This is a genomic window from Acinetobacter sp. X9 (assembly GCF_054889255.1).
The window spans coordinates 785,725-802,416 of the sequence record NZ_CM142679.1; the positions used below are offsets into that span (position 1 = coordinate 785,725).

Consider the following 16,692-nt stretch of genomic DNA (forward strand, 5'->3'; position numbering starts at 1 on the left):
TTTGTGATTCATGTTGTCCTATACGAGCCTGAAATTCCTGCCAATACAGGCAATATCATTCGTTTATGTGCTAATACTGGTGCACAGTTACATTTGGTCAAGCCTTTAGGTTTTGAATTGGATGATAAAAAGCTCAAACGAGCAGGCCTTGATTATCATGAATGGGCACGTATGCAAATTTGGGACAACATAGAACTTTGCCTTGCCGACTTGAAAGCTAAAGGGGTTGAGCATGTTTTTCCACTCACCACTAAAGGTTCTGCAACTCCACATACAGTTGATTTGAATCGACCTGTGGCTTTACTGATGGGACCAGAAACACGCGGTTTGCCTGAGCATGTTCGCTTGATGTTTCCACAAGAACAGTGGATTCGTTTGCCAATGGCGGAAAATTCAAGAAGTTTAAATTTATCTAATGCAACGGCTGTGATTGTTTATGAAGCATGGCGTCAGCAGGGTTTTAAAAACTTAGGATAAGTTAATAGTTTTTAAATAAGAATAAGGCCACAGTTGTGGCCTTATTTTTTATATAAATCTAATTAAGCCTGTTCTAGCACTTTTTCATCATAAGTCATTTGGGCTGCTAAAACCTGTTCAATATTGGTTTCGGCCCATTCCTTTAATTGGAACGCCATTGAAGCGACATTTTGCCCCAGAGAAGTGAGTGAGTAATCAACACGAATAGGAGATGTATTCTGAATTTTACGCTCAATAAAACCGTCTCTTTCCAGCATTTTTAACTTCTGTGATAAGACTTTAGGCGAAATACCTTGAATATTCTTTTTGAGCAAGTTGAAGTGCTGAGTTTCCTCTTCAAGCACATTTAAAATTAATAAAACCCACTTATCTGCAATTTTTTCAAAAAATAAACGAGCAGGGCAATGTTGTTGAAAAACATTATATTTTAGACATTCATTCATACTATTTACCTGCTAATTTCTTAAAAAATTACCATAGTTACCAGTTAGTAACTAATTGACACCTAGTTTCTAAAATATATCATAAAGTGGAATTTAATAAAACAAAGGTTTGCTCCCATGTCTAACTCTAATATCGCGGTTGTATATTTCTCTGGTTATGGCCATACCAAAGTAGTGGCTGAAACGTTTGCAAACGAAATTAATGCTCAGCTCATCCAAATTGATCAAGAGGGTAATATTACTGAGCAAGATTGGCAGACATTAAATGATGCGAAGGGGATTGTTTTTGGTGCTCCAACTTATATGGGTACAGCACCATGGCAGTTTAAAAAGTTTGCTGATGCAACTTCAAAAGTTTGGTTTACGCGTGGTTGGCAAGATAAAGTATTTGCAGGCTTTACAAACAGCGCGAGCTTAAATGGGGATAAGCAGGTTACTCTTATTCAATTACAGACTTTAGCATCGCAACATGGTGGAATTTGGGTAAGCCTTGGTTTATTACCAGCGAATACAAAAGATGCAACACGTGAAGATGTAAATAACTTAGGTGGTTCAGTTGGACTTTTAGTTCAATCGCCTTCTGATGCAAGTGTAGAGGAAGTTCCTGCTGGAGACCTTGAAACAGCGAAACTCTATGCTCAACGTGTACAAAATATTGTGAACAAAATTTTTGGTTAATTTGACCATAAAAAAGGCGCTTTAAGCGCCTTTTTTATTATTCATGTTCATTATGCTGTGGAGCATTATATTTGAATCCTTTGGTTTTGTAGGCCAAATAACCTACACCAATAACGGCCCAAGCTAAGCCAATTTGTAAGGCAAGCTTATCAATTTCTAGCCACATCATAAACACACTGGCAAAACCAAGTGTTGGTATAACAATATAGTTGATGATGTCTTTAAACGTTTTGTTCTTGCCATCTCTTAATGCATAGCGAGAAATAACAGAGAAGTTAACAAAACTAAAAGCGGTTAAAGCACCAAAACTAATCAAGTTGACAATATGCTCAAGATCTAAGAAACCAGCAGATAAAGCAACTACACCTACAATAAGAATGTTGTAAGTTGGAGTATGCAATTTTGGACTAATATGACCAAATAATTTCTTATTGATTACGCCGTCACGTCCCATTACATACATTAAACGAGATACACCAGCATGAGCAGAAATACCTGATGCCATAACAGCAACTACAGCAAAATATAAAACCAAAGTTTTAAACGCAATACTACCAATCGCAGCAACCATCACAGGCTGTGATTCATCCAGAGGATTGAAGTAAGTATTTGGGTTACTAGGGAAATATAATTGGATGAAGTAAGTACTTACAATGAAAATAATACCTGCAAGTAATGCTGTCGTAAAAATAGCTTTTGGCAGCGTTTTCTCTGCATCTTTTGTTTCTTCAGCAAGAGAAGATAAGGCATCAAACCCTGTGAAAGAGAAGCAGAGTACAGTTGCACCAGCAATTAAAGCACTTACAGATGTCATGTCGTTCCAAAAAGGAGTTAATGACCACAAGGCAGCTTTATCCGGATTTAAAGTTCCATCTGCATATACACCTTGAGTGAGTAAAATGTATACCTGATAAACGAAATAAAAAATTACGCCAAGCTGAATAATAACGATCGTACTGTTAAAGCGTGCGACAAATCGTGCACCAAATAAGTTAATAACAGTCATTAGGGTGGTTAAACCAATCACCCATAACCAGTTATTTACCTCTGGAAAAAGAGCTCTTAGATAAATATCTGCCAAAATAATATTAACAAGCGGTGACAGTAAATAGTCTAACCAAGAAGACCAACCCACCATAAAACCAACATTAGGGTGAATTGATTTTTGAGCATACGTATAAGCTGACCCAGAAGAAGGGTAGCGCTTAATCATATGTCCATAACTGATCGATGTTAATAAAATTGCGACTAATGCAAAGATGTAGGAAGTTGGTACATGACCGCCACTTCGCTCTGATACTAAACCAAAAGTATCGAATAACGTTAATGGCTGAATATAAGCTAAACCAATAATAATAATGTGCCAAAGCACAAGATTCTTTTGAAGTTTAGCTGTTGGTTTAGTCCCAGATAAATTTGTCAACGGCGTTATCCTCATAATCGTTGATCAAGGATCAGCTTGGTGTTAAGGATCGTTTGAGACGAACGATCCCCCCTACAGAAAAAGATAAAGTGCGCCAATCTATCCTAAATTGATGCAAATTGTCAGTACTTTCATCGATTTTTTAGCAAATTTTTTGCCATATTTCCAAATAAAAAGATGAATAAAAATTCACAGTGATAAAAAAGACCTGATTTTATATAAAAATCAGGTCTTTAGATTTAAGTCTCGAGTTTAACCTATCGAATTACCATGCCTTTTGTAAGATCTCTCGGATATCTTTTAGGCTTGCTTCTTTAGGGTTGTAAATAATTGAGCCGTCATTTAGTGCTTTTTCTGCAACTTCATCGAGCTGTGCTTCCGTTACTTTGCCAGTTTCACGTAAAGTACGTGGTAACTTGGTTAAAGTAAATAAACGATCACGCATTGCTAAAATTGTTGCAATCGCTCTGTCTGCACGTTGAGTTGCTGGAGTTTGTGCATAGATATCAGCACCAGCTAATGGCAATAGTAATTCACCAATTTTTTGGCCATTTACCTGCTTATTATATTCAAGTACATACGGTAAGAATAAATTCATACATAAACCATGAGGCAGGTGAGCAACAGCACCTAAAGCATGACCTAAAGAATGTACAAGGCCTACCATTGAGTTAGAGAACGCAATACCTGCCATTGTAGAGGCTTGTGCTAGTTCTAATCGACCTTGGGAGTCGTTTGGATTTTCTAAAACATTAAATAGATTTTCACTAATCTTTTTAATTCCAGCACTTGCATAAGCATCGCTAAGTGGGTTAGCAGCCATACATGTATATGCTTCAACACAATGTGTTAAGGCATCCATACCTGTCATTGCAGTTAAATGAGGTGGCAGTGTAAGTGTCATGCGTGGATCTAAAATCGCTGCATGTGGCATTAAGTAATAAGAGGCAAATGCCAATTTAACATTCTTTTGCGTATCTGAAACCACGGCAACCATAGTCACTTCAGATCCCGTACCTGATGTAGTTGGGATTACGAAAAATGGTTTTAATGGTTTTGGTAAGTTGTGTGCACCAGAATACTGAAGTAAGTCATCTCCGCCTTCAGACACTAAAATGTTAGTTGCTTTTGAGGTATCAATAACTGAACCACCACCTACCGCAATAATCGCGTCACATTTATTCTTGCGATAAGCTTCTGCGGCAAGACGAACGACTTCTAAACTTGAGTCTGGTGGAACATCATCAAACACATGACCAATGACAGCATCAGTCGTGCTGAATGCAGCTTCAATCGGGTTGAGTAAGCCATTTGCGCGCACACCTTTATCTGTAATGATAAGAGGGCGTTTTGCGCCTAAAGTCGCAAGTTCAAACGGAATATGTTCTAACGCAGCATTACCAGCAATGACTTTTACAGGACAAAAGAATTCGTAATATGGTTTAGCCATGTTATGCGCTCCGCTTGAAATAGGACTTAGCTACTTTTAAGTAAATATTTGCAGCTTCGTTGAATTTTTCTTTTAGGGTGAGTTCGGTTGGGTATTCTTTGACTGCAAGAGACGCAACCAATTTAGGTAAAATAAGAGATTCCATTTTATTTAGACAGCGTACTAGGCGAATGGCAGCAGATACATCACCATCAGCAATCATTCGGTCATTCGCAAATGCTTGAGCAGTACTTTCTTGAAAAGAAAATACTAAAAATGCATGAGTTACATGTTTGAATGTAATCGTTAAGTCTGGCTTTCTTTCAGCTCTTTTGAGTAGCTCTAACTGTTTGTCTTCTGTGACTCGAGCAAAAAATGCTGGTCCATTTGGGAAAACATTCATTGAAAGTACAAAGTGAACAGGAAATTTAGATACTTCCTCTTGTATTTCAGTGTCCACTTGACTTGCCATGACTAAGCCACGACCAACAACATCCATCATGAGCTTAACGTAGGCAAGTTGCAGAGTAGGCTTTACAGCTTTTGTTGAAATCACTCGCGTATCCCTTGTTAAAATTATGCAAAAGCAAATTTAGAGTAATTACTCTAATCTATTTTTATTTCATCGCAAAGCGATTTATTCAGTTTTGACTTCTGGGTCATTAAAGTACCCAGTGTTCTTAATATACTCAATAAAGTCTTGGCAAAGTTGAGTGAATGATGGATAAGGAGTCACCAAATCTTGTATACGCACCATTTCTAAGCCTGCGTAACCGCAAGGATTAATAGTTTGGAACCCATCTAAAGCACAGTCCAAGTTTAATGCTAATCCATGATAACTACGGCCACGACGAATTTTAAAACCTAGGGAACCAATCTTACGACCATCCACATAAACTCCTGGTGCATCTGGCTTTGCATACGCTTCAATTCCGTATTTTTTTAAAACATCTATCATGAATTGTTCAGCAAAACTGACCAATGTGCGTACGTTCCACTTTAGACGATTAAGATCAAACATGAAGTAAGCCACAAGTTGACCGGGTCCATGCCAAGTCACTTGTCCACCACGGTCAGTTTGTACTACAGGAATATCTGATGAAATTAGGATGTGTTCAGGTTTACCAGCTTGACCTTGAGTTAAAACATTATGATGTTGAAGTAACCATAACTCATCGGGCGTATCTTGATCTCGCTCATTTGTTAAGAGTTTCATGGTTTCAAATTTGCTTTGATAATCTTGTAAATCGTTCCATTGCCGAATGATTAAGTTAGGTTTATCAAGGCTCATCACAATATCTTCCTATAATTAGTTTATGCGGCACCCAGATCATATCTACTAGATAAAAGCCGAAAACCCTGTAATTTTAAAGGATTTTATAAAAGGAATTCTAAATATTTGTAAGGTTTTTCGTGGTCGTTAGGTTGTAAAATTTCCAAAAAAATACCACAGTAAGAATGCCTGACTGTGGTATTTATTGAAGAACTTAAAATTAAAGCGCAGTTCTAATCTGCGGACAAGCAGCCAAGTCAGCATAAAGTGCATGAACTTGTTCCAATTCTTCAAAGCGCAATTGTGCTGTTAAAGAATGATACTTGCCGGTGCGAGATTCTTGAACTTTTAATGTTGAGTGGTCGAAGTCTGGAAAATGCTTTACCAAAATATCGACTACAGCAACACGTAATTCTTCACCCGCATCGCCAATAAGTTTAATTGGATAATCCATCGGAAATACCCAAAGATGTTCTTGTAGTTCGCGAGATGGAGTGCGGTCTAACATAAGTTACCTCATGATTTGAAACGCCTGCATTATCGCAGGCGTTTATAGCTCTTTCTATTAAATGGGGCTTGGTTTTGAAATTTCAAGCTTTCAAAACTTAGTCATTTTCCAAGAAAGAACGTAAGTGTTCAGAACGAGAAGGGTGACGTAATTTACGCAATGCTTTCGCTTCAATCTGACGGATACGTTCACGTGTTACATCAAATTGTTTACCTACTTCTTCAAGTGTGTGATCGGTTGGCATATCAATACCAAAACGCATCTTCAATACTTTTGCTTCACGTTCAGTTAAGTTTTCCAATACCTCACGAGTTGCTTCTTTTAAGCCTTCTGAAGTCGCAGCATCAATTGGAGAAGTGATGTTTTGATCTTCAATGAAATCCCCAAGATGTGAATCTTCATCATCACCAATAGGTGTTTCCATTGAGATAGGCTCTTTAGCAATTTTAAGTACTTTACGAACCTTAACTTCGTCCATTTCTAAACGTTCACCTAATTCTTCAGGTGTTGGTTCACGCCCCATTTCTTGTAACAATTGACGAGATACACGGTTGATCTTGTTAATCGTTTCAATCATGTGTACTGGAATACGAATCGTACGAGCCTGATCGGCAATCGAACGGGTAATCGCCTGACGAATCCACCAAGTTGCATAAGTCGAGAATTTATAACCACGACGGTATTCAAACTTGTCTACAGCTTTCATCAAACCAATGTTCCCTTCTTGAATCAAGTCAAGGAACTGTAAACCACGGTTAGTATATTTCTTCGCAATCGAAATTACCAAACGGAGGTTGGCTTCTACCATTTCTTTCTTGGCACGACGTGCTTTCGCTTCGCCAATAGCCATACGTTTAGAGATATCTTTAATCTCAGCAACGCTTAAACTAAGCTCTTTCTCAATATCTGCAATCTTTTGCTGGAATGCTAAAACATCTGGACGAACTTTTTCTAAATGCGCCTTAATTTCAGCAGGTGCTTTAGCAATTTGTTCATCTAACCAAGCTGGATTAGATTCTTGTTTAGGGAAAGATGTACGGAATTGAGTACGGTCCATACGGCCACGACGTACTGCATAACGCATGATTTCACGTTCATTGGCACGAATTTGCTCATGTGTACCGCGAATCATTTCAGAGATGATGTCAAATAAACGTGGTGTAAATTTAAACATCATGAACACAGTAGCTAAAGCTTCTAAAGCTTCTTCAGCCTCTGGACTGTTACGACCATGCTTTTCAACAACAGCTTTTGTTTTAGTCCAAGCAGCTTCAAGTTCAGTAAAACGAACTTTTGCAACTTCTGGGTCTGGTCCTGAATCACCTTCAGAGTCATCATCACCTTCAGACTCTTCTTCTTCATCGTCATCATCAAGCTTAACTTCTTTGGTTGATTTTGAAGATGATTCGTCCTCTTCCTCAAGCTCTTCAACTTCTTCTAAAACTTCAGGGATATCTTCATCGGTTTCAGGATCGAGGTAGCCAGATAAAATATCTGCAAGACGGCGTTCGCCAGTTAAAAAATCATTATATTCTTTTAATACAACTTCAACAGCATTTGGCCAGTAAGCAATTGAATTAAGGACATCACGGATACCTTCTTCAATACGTTTGGCAATGCTGATTTCACCTTCACGGGTTAACAGCTCAACTGTACCCATTTCACGCATGTACATACGTACAGGGTCTGTCGTACGTCCAGGCTCATTTTCAACCGATGCAAGTACGGCAGCAGCTTCTTCTTCAGCAACCTCATCAGTTGCGTCAGCCGACTCACCGAACATGGTATCGTCAGATTCAGGTGCACGCTCGTGTACAGGAATACCAACGTCTTGAAGCATTTGGATGATGTCTTCAATCTGTTCGCTTTCAGTAATCGAGTCCGGCAGATGATCGTTAACCTCAGCGTAAGTTAAGTAACCTTGTTCTTTGCCTCGGCTAATCAGAGCCGCTACTTGAGAAGTAGGGGAATGCATATCGCTCATCTTTGCTTACTCTTTGTTGAATCTGTGGCAGTGAAAAACCGTGCATGATAGCACAATTTGCTTGAAATGTTTTGGCTTTGATCAGTAACCGTTAAATAAAAAATATCTTTGAATTCACGTCTGTTTTTTGAATATTGGGCTAAAATCATTTTTTTCAAGCTTAAATCATCGAAAAGATCATAGAATTTTTTTTTGATCAAAAAAATAGTTCAGCTTTATAAATACACAATTTTTTGGGTGAAAAAAAGCACAAATATGCAGTTTAATGAAAAAAATATAAATAAAACTTGACACAGTTAAATAAGAAAGATAAATAGCGGCTAGACCCATTCACATTTTTTCATTAGAGGTAGTTTTAGTGTCTTCTACAGATTTTGAACTAGATGATAACTACGGTGATGATGATGATGTCGGTTTTGATGAGTCATCAGGCAAAATCACTGCGAAAGAATCATTAGAAAAACGTAGATTAATTGATGATCTATTAGCCCAACGCCGTTTAGAGCGTGAGTTAAAAGATTTTGATTATGATTTAGACGATGATGATCTTGATGATGAAGACTAATCAAATCTGAATAGGGCATCGTCAGCTTAGATGCTATGCTATCGTAGATTTCTTTTTTATAGTCAGGTAACACAATGAGTGCGTTAGATTTAGACCAATTAAGTGAATATCTAGATGGAGACCACAATGAGTATGGTCTGGATTTCGCTGCAACTCATGGTTTTCTGTGTGCAATTGCAGTAGGCCCTCAGTTTGATCGTTGGTTAGATGAATTATTTGATAATAACCATAAAAAAGTTCCTGCCGAAATTATTCAGCAGATCAAAGCGTGGTTAGAGTCAATTCGACAAGACTTAGCAAATGAAAATGGAATTGAATTTCCGTTTGAAATTGAAGAAGCCGATGTTGAGTCTAGCTTAGGCGATTGGAGTGTTGGATTTGTTGATGCGATGTTCTTAAATGAAGATGCATGGTTTGCACCTGAATATGAAGAACAATTAATTGATTTAACTTTACCAATGATGGTATTTAGTGGAATTGATGAAGAAGATCCACAGATGGAATCTTTCCGTCGTAATGGACAGTTAATGGATGAACTGGCAGAAGAAATCCCAGATAATTTGAATGAATTATACTTGATGTATCATACGCCAAATTAATGTATTAGAAGAAATAATAAATAACGTCCTTTCTAGGGCGTTTTTTATTGTAAAAAAATTAATTTGTACAAATAAAAAGGGCAGTTAGAAATCTAAATGCCCTTTAAAAAACTATATTATGGTTTTATAGGCGTTTACGTTTTGCAGCAGCAATTTGTGACTGGCGCATACGGAAACCAGCTTTTTGCTTTTCAGTGGTTTTGTCGATGCAATAAACGCAAGAAACACCGTGTTCGTAACTTGGTAGAGCAGACTCTTCAGGAGTTAAAGGCCAACCACAAGCATGACATTTAATATTCACGCCTTCCTCTACACCATGAGTTACAGCAGTACGTCCGTCAAATACGAAGCATTCGCCTTCCCATAAGCTTTCATCAGCAGGGGTTTCTTCTAAGTACTTAAGAATACCGCCTTTAAGATGGTAAACCTCTTTAAATCCTTCTTGAAGAAGTAAAGAAGTTGATTTTTCACAGCGAATACCACCAGTACAGAACATCGCAATTTTTTTGTCTTTATGTTGCTCTAACTCTTTCTTAACGTATTCTGGAAACTCACGGAATGTTTCTGTTTTAGGGTCAATTGCACCTTTAAATGTACCCGCTTTATATTCGTAATCATTACGTGTGTCGATTAAAATTACATCATCACGTGCGATTAAATCATTCCATTCTTTAGGATCAAGATAGTGACCGACTAAGTCACGAGGTTTAACCTCAACACCTAAAGTCACAATTTCTTCTTTAAGTTTAATTTTCATTTTGCGGAAAGGTTTGTCAGAACTATGGGATTCTTTGTATTCCATAGCACCAAAGCCTTCATTGAGCAAAAATTGATGTAGTGTATCAATTGCTAAGCGATCACCAGCAACAGTACCATTAATTCCTTCACCTGCTACAATCAGAGTTCCACAAAGGTTAATTGTTTTCACTAAGTCTAATAAACGTTGTTGAAGATCGGCAGGATCTTGAACTTCTTTAAATTGATATAGTGCTGCAACAACCCAACCTGCGGTCGCTTGCTGTTCTACAGGTGCAAGCTGTTCTACAGTAGCGTTCATGGAAAACTCCAAATGTATTAAGATAGAAATTTAAGGCGCATATTTTAGCGCGAAAATTAGTAATAAGCGAGAAAACCATAAAAAGTATATGGTTTATTTAAGGAGTTTGTTTTGAGTAATGATCATCGAACGCTCTCTCTCACCCCATGTGCAGGGCGTTGTTCAACAGTTTTTGGTGATCAGGTTTGTCGTGGTTGTCGCCGTTTTAACCACGAGGTGATTCAATGGAACACTTATACGGCAGAGCAGCGTTTGGCTGTATGGAAGCGTTTAGATGATCAATTGAATCAAATCTTAGTACCGATGTTGCCTCATGCAGACTTACAGCATGTTGAGGGCTTTATTTTAAGTAAGCGTGTTCGTTTGATGGAAGGGGCGAGCCAGGGGCGTAAGCTTTACCATGCCTTAAAAATATGTGAAAAGAATAAACATCTAGCACACGAGAGTGGTTTGGGTATTTCGGAGTCTCAAGTCAAAACCATATGGGTTGAGTTTGAACGACGTGTTTTAGCTTTGGCTAAAGCGAGCTATGAGTTGGCTTGGTTAAGAGCAGATGGAATTAGCCATCACTTGTTAACTATGTATGAAGAAGAATAAGTCTAGAGTAGAAAAAGACATAAATAAAAAAGCTGCCAGAAGGCAGCTTTTTTTCATTAATTTTCTTTCGAATATTAACGTTTGATGTCGCGTTGAGTTTCACCAGTATAAAGCTGACGAGGACGACCGATTTTGTAAGGGCCGCTGTGCATTTCTAACCAGTGGCTGATCCAACCAACTGTACGAGCAAGAGCGAAGATTACAGTAAACATTTCTGTTGGGATACCAATCGCTTTAAGGATGATACCTGAGTAGAAGTCTACGTTAGGGTAAAGTTTACGCTCAACGAAGTACGGGTCGTTCAATGCGATACGCTCAAGTTCCATAGCAAGTGCTAATTGAGGATCGTTGATACCTAAAGCTTCAAGAACTTCGTCACAAGTTTGCTTCATTACTTTAGCGCGTGGGTCGAAGTTTTTGTAAACGCGGTGACCGAAGCCCATAAGCTTAACTTCTTTGCGTTTAACTTTTTCCATGAATTCTGCAACGTTTTCAACGCTACCGATTTCATCAAGCATCTTAAGAACTGCTTCGTTTGCACCACCGTGAGCAGGGCCCCAAAGTGCAGAGATACCAGCAGAGATACATGCATACGGGTTTGCACCAGTAGAACCAGCAAGACGTACTGTAGATGTAGAAGCATTTTGTTCATGGTCAGCATGAAGCGTGAAGATACGATCCATTGCGCGAGCAAGAACAGGATTAACTTTGTAATCTCGGTCAGCAGGAGTAGCAAACATCATGTGTAAGAAGTTTTCCGCATAACTTAAATCGTTACGTGGATAGATGAATGGTTGACCTACTGTGTATTTGTAACTCCAAGCAGCAAGTGTTGGAATTTTTGCAATTAAGCGAATTGCAGTGATTTCACGGTGGTTGATGTCTTCAATATCTAGGTTGTTGTGATAGAACGCAGATAATGCACCTACAACACCAACCATGATTGCCATTGGGTGAGCATCACGGCGGAAACCATTGAAGAAACGGCTAACTTGATCGTGAACCATAGTGTGAGCACGTACTTTCGTATCAAACTCAACTTTTTGTTCAGCAGTTGGGAGCTCGCCATTTAATAATAAATAACAAGTTTCAAGGTAGTCTGCTTGAGTTGCTAACTGATCAATTGGGTAGCCGCGGTGTAATAAAATACCTTTGTCACCATCAATGAAAGTAATTTTAGATTCGCATGCGGCTGTCGCCATAAAACCAGGATCGAAAGTAAAATGACCTTCTTTCAGTATGCTGCTGACATCAATTACATCTGGACCTAAAGTGCCACTGTAGATTGGTAATCCAATTTCTTTGCCATCAAGATGTAATACGGCTTTTTTGCCATTTGCTTCAGACATTCAATAGATCTCCTGTCCTGGTGAATGTTGATCTGACTCGAAATCCTAATGTTCTCATGTGCGAATCAGACGGTGTCAAAATTTGCTATAAGATTAGTGAGTACTGAAATTTTGTCAATTATACTTATGGATAAAAAATGACGTTCCCACAGAGAGTTAGTCATCAAGACCCGAGCAAAAAAGTCAGTAAAATCACTGCATCGGGATGGTATAATAAGTCAATTCAACAAGAACGTGCAGAAAAAAAATGAAGGATGAGTACAATTGTAAGCAAATTTATAAATTGCAATTCAAAATAATAAGACGGTAGAAAATGCCAATCCCCTTAAAAAAATCATAAAACTCATGATGTAATTTCAAATTTATACTCAAAAAAAATTGTATTTCTATTTAGTTGTAACAAAGAATATTGTTCTTTTTTTAAGTTTAATTGTATAAAAAATAGCTTATCAGATGAGTTTAAAATCATAAGAACTGTTTTTAATGAAATTCACTTTCGAAAAACTAGTGTAGATCGCTTAATATCTATCTGAAATATAAGTCTGTTCACTTATTTGAAATGTGGTTCACATTGAAAATATAGGGGATTATGATCATTTTTCTATTGATATGAGGAATTTATAACTTTATCTTTAGTCTAAAATCGGCTTATTTAAAAGAAATTTCAGAAAAAATGAAATTAAATAAAAAGTTATTTTAAACAAGGACATGATGTATATAGGTATAGTTTTTTTATTGACCTAATAATCTAATATTGTTTTGAATGATTCTTATTTAATGGTTTTTTGCTGAAATGGCAAAGTGGATTGTTTGTATTTTGATACTTCGCGTTTTATAATTCAGTGTCGTTTATAGGTTAGGCATGAGCTGTGCTTGCCTAACAATGCCAGCTTTCCTTGGAATTAATTCAACAAACTCCGGTCGGAGTTTCTACCTACAGGATGCCCGCTGTGAAAAGCAACAGACCTGTCAATTTGTCCATGGGTCAGGTGTTAGCGGTAAATTTACGCTCACCCGTGGCTATTGCATCAATTTTACACCGTTTATCAGGTGTCATCGTTTTCTTATTAGTACCAGTTCTCTTATGGATTCTAGATAAATCATTATCTTCACCAGAAGGATTTGACTACGTTAAAAATGTCGTTTTTGGAAATATCCTTGTACGTTTTGTTGTTTGGGTATTTGCAGCCGGCCTAATATTCCACTTTATTGCTGGAGTTAAGCACTTACTTGCAGATTTAGGTTTTGCTGAAGAACTGCAAAGTGGTCGTATTGCAGCGACAATTTCATTGATCTTATCTGTGGTAGCCATTATCGCAGCCTTTGTATGGATTATGTTCTAATGAAAAGTGCTACAGGTTTAACTGGTTCAGGTTCTCGTGATTGGTTTATCCAGCGTGTAAGTGCGGTTGTATTAGCAGCTTATACTGTTGTTCTTTTTGGTTGGATTCTCTGCAAAGGTGGATTTGACTATCAACAGTGGGCTGGTTTCATGATGACATTACCAATGAAGATTTTTTCTTTATTAGCAATTTTATCGCTTATCGCACACGCATGGATTGGTATGTGGCAAGTTTTCACTGACTATGTCACTACTCGTCAAATGGGTCCTTCAGCGAAAGGTTTACGCCTTGTACTGACGACGGCTGTCATTATTGCAGTGTTTGTGTACGCAATCTGGGGTATCCAGATTTTCTGGGCGAATTGATAGGAAGATATCATGGGCGCGATAACCCCTAAAGAAGATTATTCAAATATTCAAAACCTCACTTTCGATGCAGTTATCGTTGGTGGTGGTGGTTCTGGTATGCGTGCTTCTTACCAACTTGCTCAAGCAGGTTTGAAAGTTGCAGTACTTACTAAAGTTTTCCCAACACGTTCACATACAGTTGCTGCTCAGGGCGGTATTGGTGCGTCGTTAGGTAACATGCAAGAAGATAACTGGCACTTCCACTTTTACGATACGGTAAAAGGTTCTGACTGGTTAGGTGATCAAGACGCAATTGAATTTATGTGTCGTGAAGCACCAAAAGTTGTGTATGAACTTGAACACATGGGTATGCCGTTTGACCGTAACGCTGATGGTACAATTTACCAACGTCCGTTCGGTGGTCACTCTGCGAACTATGGTGATAAACCAGTTCCACGTGCTTGTGCTGCTGCTGACCGTACTGGTCACGCATTATTACACACGCTTTATCAAAGCAACGTGAAAATGGGTACTCAGTTCTTCGTTGAATGGATCGCTCTTGATTTGATCCGTAACGAAGCAGGTGATGTTCTTGGTGTAACAGCGATTGACCAAGAAACTGGTAATATCGCAGTATTCCAAGCAAAAGCGACATTGTTTGCTACTGGTGGTGCTGGTCGTGTTTACCGTGCATCAACAAATGCTTATATCAACACTGGTGACGGTCTTGGTATGGCTGCTCGTGCTGGTATTCCACTACAAGATATGGAATTTTGGCAATTCCACCCTACGGGTGTTGCGGGCGCAGGCGTATTGTTAACTGAAGGTTGTCGTGGTGAAGGTGCGATCCTTCGTAACAAAGACGGCGAACCATTCATGGAACGTTATGCACCAACTTTAAAAGACTTGGCTCCACGTGACTTCGTATCACGTTCTATGGACCAAGAAATTAAAGAAGGTCGTGGTTGTGGTCCAAAAGGTGATTATATCTTACTTGATATGACTCACTTGGGCGCTGACACAATCATGAAGCGTTTACCATCTGTATTTGAGATTGGTAAAAAATTCGCGAACGTTGACATCACTAAAGAACCAATTCCTGTAGTACCAACAATCCATTATCAAATGGGCGGTATTCCTACAAATATGCATGGTCAAGTGTGCTTACCTGAAGCAGGTACAGACAACTACACTAAACCTGTAAAAGGTTTCTATGCAATTGGTGAATGTTCTTGTGTATCTGTACATGGTGCGAACCGTTTAGGTACTAACTCACTTCTTGACTTGGTTGTATTTGGTAAAGCTGCTGGTGAGCACATTATCGACTACGTAACTAAGCATCATGGTGATGAATATGCGCCACTTCCAACAAATGTATTAGAGCAAACTTTAGATCGCGTACGTAAGTTGGATGAATCAACTTCTGGTGAAAATGCACAAGAAGTTGCTGATGCGATTCGTGATATCGTTCAAGACCACGCTGGTGTGTTCCGTACTCAAGCTTTACTTGATAAAGGTGTTAAAGAGATTCTTGCTCTTGAACCACGTGTGCGCAACATTCACTTGAAAGATAAATCTAAAGTATTTAACACTGCACGTGTTGAAGCGCTTGAAGTTGAAAATTTATATGAAGTTGCAAAAGCTACATTAATTTCAGCTGCTGCACGTAAAGAATGTCGTGGTGCGCATACTGTAGTTGATTATGAATTGCCAGCTGATCACCCAACTTATTCATACGGTCGCCGTGATGATGAGTGGATGAAGCATACTTTATGGTATTCATCAGATAACCGTTTGGAATATAAGCCAGTGCGCTTCAAACCGTTGACTGTTGATGCAATTCCACCAGCACCACGTACATTCTAATCGGGAGTATAAAGATGAGTAGAGGTACTCGTACATTCGAAATCTACCGCTATGATCCTGATAAGGATAAAGCGCCGTACATGCAAACTTTCAAGCTTGAATTGACTGATAAGCACCGTATGTTGCTTGATGCATTACTTGCTTTGAAGGTTCAAGATGAATCATTAACGTTCCGTCGTTCATGCCGTGAAGGTATTTGTGGTTCGGATGGTGTAAACATTAATGGTAAAAATGGTTTGGCTTGTTTATGGAATTTAAACGACCTGCCTGAGAAAATCGTAATTCGTCCATTACCAGGTTTGCCGGTTGTTAAGGATTTGGTTGTTGATATGAACCAATTCTATGATCAATATGACAAAATTCAGCCATTCTTGATCAATAACCAACCAGCTCCACCTAAAGAGCGTTTACAGTCTCCTGAAGAGCGTGAACACTTAAATGGTTTGTATGAATGTATTCTTTGTGCATGTTGTTCAACTTCATGTCCATCATTCTGGTGGAACCCTGATAAATTCTTGGGTCCTTCAGCATTGTTGAATGCATACCGTTTTATCATCGACTCTCGTGATACTGCTACTGCAGACCGTTTGGCTCGTCTTGATGATCCATTCAGTTTGTTCCGTTGTAAAGGTATTATGAACTGTGTGTCAGTATGTCCTAAAGGTCTAAACCCTACTAAAGCAATCGGTCACATCCGTAACATGCTATTAGATCAAGCGGGTTAATTCTGCACAAATAGAAAACGCGCATCCTT

Annotated in this window: 19 protein-coding genes; 9 read left to right on the forward strand and 10 right to left on the reverse strand. The window is 38.5% G+C overall.

The window, feature by feature from the left end; all coding sequences use genetic code 11:
• Positions 1-3 precede the first annotated feature (3 nt).
• A complete protein-coding gene (locus tag ACYU0V_RS03915; RefSeq protein WP_002116042.1) occupies positions 4-477 on the forward strand; it encodes a tRNA (cytidine(34)-2'-O)-methyltransferase in 474 nt (157 codons plus the stop codon).
• A 62-nt stretch (positions 478-539) separates the two neighbouring features.
• On the opposite strand, the gene ACYU0V_RS03920 is transcribed toward ACYU0V_RS03915, so the two are convergent.
• On the reverse strand, positions 540-920 hold the full coding sequence (locus tag ACYU0V_RS03920; RefSeq protein WP_002116344.1) for a winged helix-turn-helix transcriptional regulator: 381 nt from the start codon (positions 918-920) through the stop codon (positions 540-542).
• Positions 921-1,037: 117 nt separating this feature from the next.
• Here ACYU0V_RS03920 and ACYU0V_RS03925 point away from each other — a divergent pair, with 117 nt between their 5' ends.
• Positions 1,038-1,598, forward strand: coding sequence for a flavodoxin family protein (locus tag ACYU0V_RS03925; RefSeq protein WP_005064539.1), 561 nt, complete (start codon positions 1,038-1,040; stop codon positions 1,596-1,598).
• A 37-nt stretch (positions 1,599-1,635) separates the two neighbouring features.
• On the opposite strand, the gene ACYU0V_RS03930 is transcribed toward ACYU0V_RS03925, so the two are convergent.
• The 6 genes from ACYU0V_RS03930 to rpoD form a co-directional block, all read right to left on the reverse strand.
• Positions 1,636-3,021, reverse strand: a complete 1,386-nt coding sequence (locus ACYU0V_RS03930; RefSeq protein WP_014207482.1) for an APC family permease — start codon at positions 3,019-3,021, stop codon at positions 1,636-1,638.
• Positions 3,022-3,286: 265 nt separating this feature from the next.
• Entirely contained in the window at positions 3,287-4,471 is a 1,185-nt protein-coding gene (locus ACYU0V_RS03935) for an iron-containing alcohol dehydrogenase (RefSeq protein WP_017386748.1), read from the reverse strand.
• A 1-nt stretch (position 4,472) separates the two neighbouring features.
• Complete coding sequence (locus ACYU0V_RS03940; RefSeq protein WP_005072911.1) at positions 4,473-5,006, reverse strand: hypothetical protein; 534 nt, start codon at positions 5,004-5,006, stop codon at positions 4,473-4,475.
• Positions 5,007-5,087: 81 nt separating this feature from the next.
• Positions 5,088-5,741 carry a lipoyl(octanoyl) transferase LipB gene (lipB, locus tag ACYU0V_RS03945; RefSeq protein WP_005064548.1) on the reverse strand — a complete coding sequence of 218 codons (654 nt, stop codon included), beginning with the start codon at positions 5,739-5,741 and terminating at the stop codon, positions 5,088-5,090.
• 202 nt (positions 5,742-5,943) lie between these two features.
• Positions 5,944-6,231 (reverse strand): YbeD family protein, encoded by a 288-nt coding sequence (locus ACYU0V_RS03950; RefSeq protein ID WP_002116017.1) that lies wholly within the window; start codon positions 6,229-6,231, stop codon positions 5,944-5,946.
• A 97-nt stretch (positions 6,232-6,328) separates the two neighbouring features.
• Entirely contained in the window at positions 6,329-8,215 is a 1,887-nt protein-coding gene (gene rpoD / locus ACYU0V_RS03955) for an RNA polymerase sigma factor RpoD (RefSeq protein WP_461849140.1), read from the reverse strand.
• Positions 8,216-8,573: 358 nt separating this feature from the next.
• Here rpoD and ACYU0V_RS03960 point away from each other — a divergent pair, with 358 nt between their 5' ends.
• Both ACYU0V_RS03960 and ACYU0V_RS03965 read left to right on the forward strand, forming a co-directional pair.
• Complete coding sequence (locus ACYU0V_RS03960) at positions 8,574-8,780, forward strand: PA3496 family putative envelope integrity protein (protein WP_002116495.1); 207 nt, start codon at positions 8,574-8,576, stop codon at positions 8,778-8,780.
• 74 nt (positions 8,781-8,854) lie between these two features.
• The gene (locus ACYU0V_RS03965; protein ID WP_002116105.1) at positions 8,855-9,379 is read left to right on the forward strand and encodes a YecA/YgfB family protein; all 525 of its coding nucleotides are present in this window, start codon (positions 8,855-8,857) and stop codon (positions 9,377-9,379) included.
• A gap of 124 nt (positions 9,380-9,503) precedes the next feature.
• On the opposite strand, the gene trhO is transcribed toward ACYU0V_RS03965, so the two are convergent.
• Positions 9,504-10,436 (reverse strand): oxygen-dependent tRNA uridine(34) hydroxylase TrhO, encoded by a 933-nt coding sequence (gene trhO / locus ACYU0V_RS03970; RefSeq protein ID WP_002116523.1) that lies wholly within the window; start codon positions 10,434-10,436, stop codon positions 9,504-9,506.
• Positions 10,437-10,547: 111 nt separating this feature from the next.
• Between trhO and ACYU0V_RS03975 the strand changes: the two genes are divergently transcribed.
• Complete coding sequence (locus ACYU0V_RS03975; protein ID WP_005064555.1) at positions 10,548-11,033, forward strand: DUF1289 domain-containing protein; 486 nt, start codon at positions 10,548-10,550, stop codon at positions 11,031-11,033.
• Between the two features lie 74 nt (positions 11,034-11,107).
• On the opposite strand, the gene gltA is transcribed toward ACYU0V_RS03975, so the two are convergent.
• Positions 11,108-12,382, reverse strand: coding sequence for a citrate synthase (gene gltA / locus ACYU0V_RS03980; RefSeq protein WP_002116327.1), 1,275 nt, complete (start codon positions 12,380-12,382; stop codon positions 11,108-11,110).
• Between the two features lie 343 nt (positions 12,383-12,725).
• Positions 12,726-12,851 carry a hypothetical protein gene (locus ACYU0V_RS03985; RefSeq protein WP_081038229.1) on the reverse strand — a complete coding sequence of 42 codons (126 nt, stop codon included), beginning with the start codon at positions 12,849-12,851 and terminating at the stop codon, positions 12,726-12,728.
• Between the two features lie 472 nt (positions 12,852-13,323).
• Here ACYU0V_RS03985 and sdhC point away from each other — a divergent pair, with 472 nt between their 5' ends.
• The 4 genes from sdhC to ACYU0V_RS04005 are packed head-to-tail and all read left to right on the forward strand — an operon-like array spanning position 13,324 to position 16,663.
• The gene (gene sdhC, locus ACYU0V_RS03990) at positions 13,324-13,725 is read left to right on the forward strand and encodes a succinate dehydrogenase, cytochrome b556 subunit (protein ID WP_075384165.1); all 402 of its coding nucleotides are present in this window, start codon (positions 13,324-13,326) and stop codon (positions 13,723-13,725) included.
• Positions 13,725-14,090 (forward strand): succinate dehydrogenase, hydrophobic membrane anchor protein, encoded by a 366-nt coding sequence (gene sdhD / locus ACYU0V_RS03995; RefSeq protein ID WP_000833672.1) that lies wholly within the window; start codon positions 13,725-13,727, stop codon positions 14,088-14,090. Before sdhC ends, sdhD begins: the two co-directional genes overlap by 1 nt.
• 12 nt (positions 14,091-14,102) lie before the next feature.
• Positions 14,103-15,938: a succinate dehydrogenase flavoprotein subunit gene (sdhA, locus tag ACYU0V_RS04000; RefSeq protein WP_002116225.1), complete on the forward strand. Its 1,836-nt coding sequence runs from the start codon at positions 14,103-14,105 to the stop codon at positions 15,936-15,938.
• A gap of 14 nt (positions 15,939-15,952) precedes the next feature.
• Positions 15,953-16,663, forward strand: a complete 711-nt coding sequence (locus ACYU0V_RS04005; RefSeq protein WP_002116292.1) for a succinate dehydrogenase iron-sulfur subunit — start codon at positions 15,953-15,955, stop codon at positions 16,661-16,663.
• The last annotated feature ends 29 nt before the right edge of the window (positions 16,664-16,692 follow it).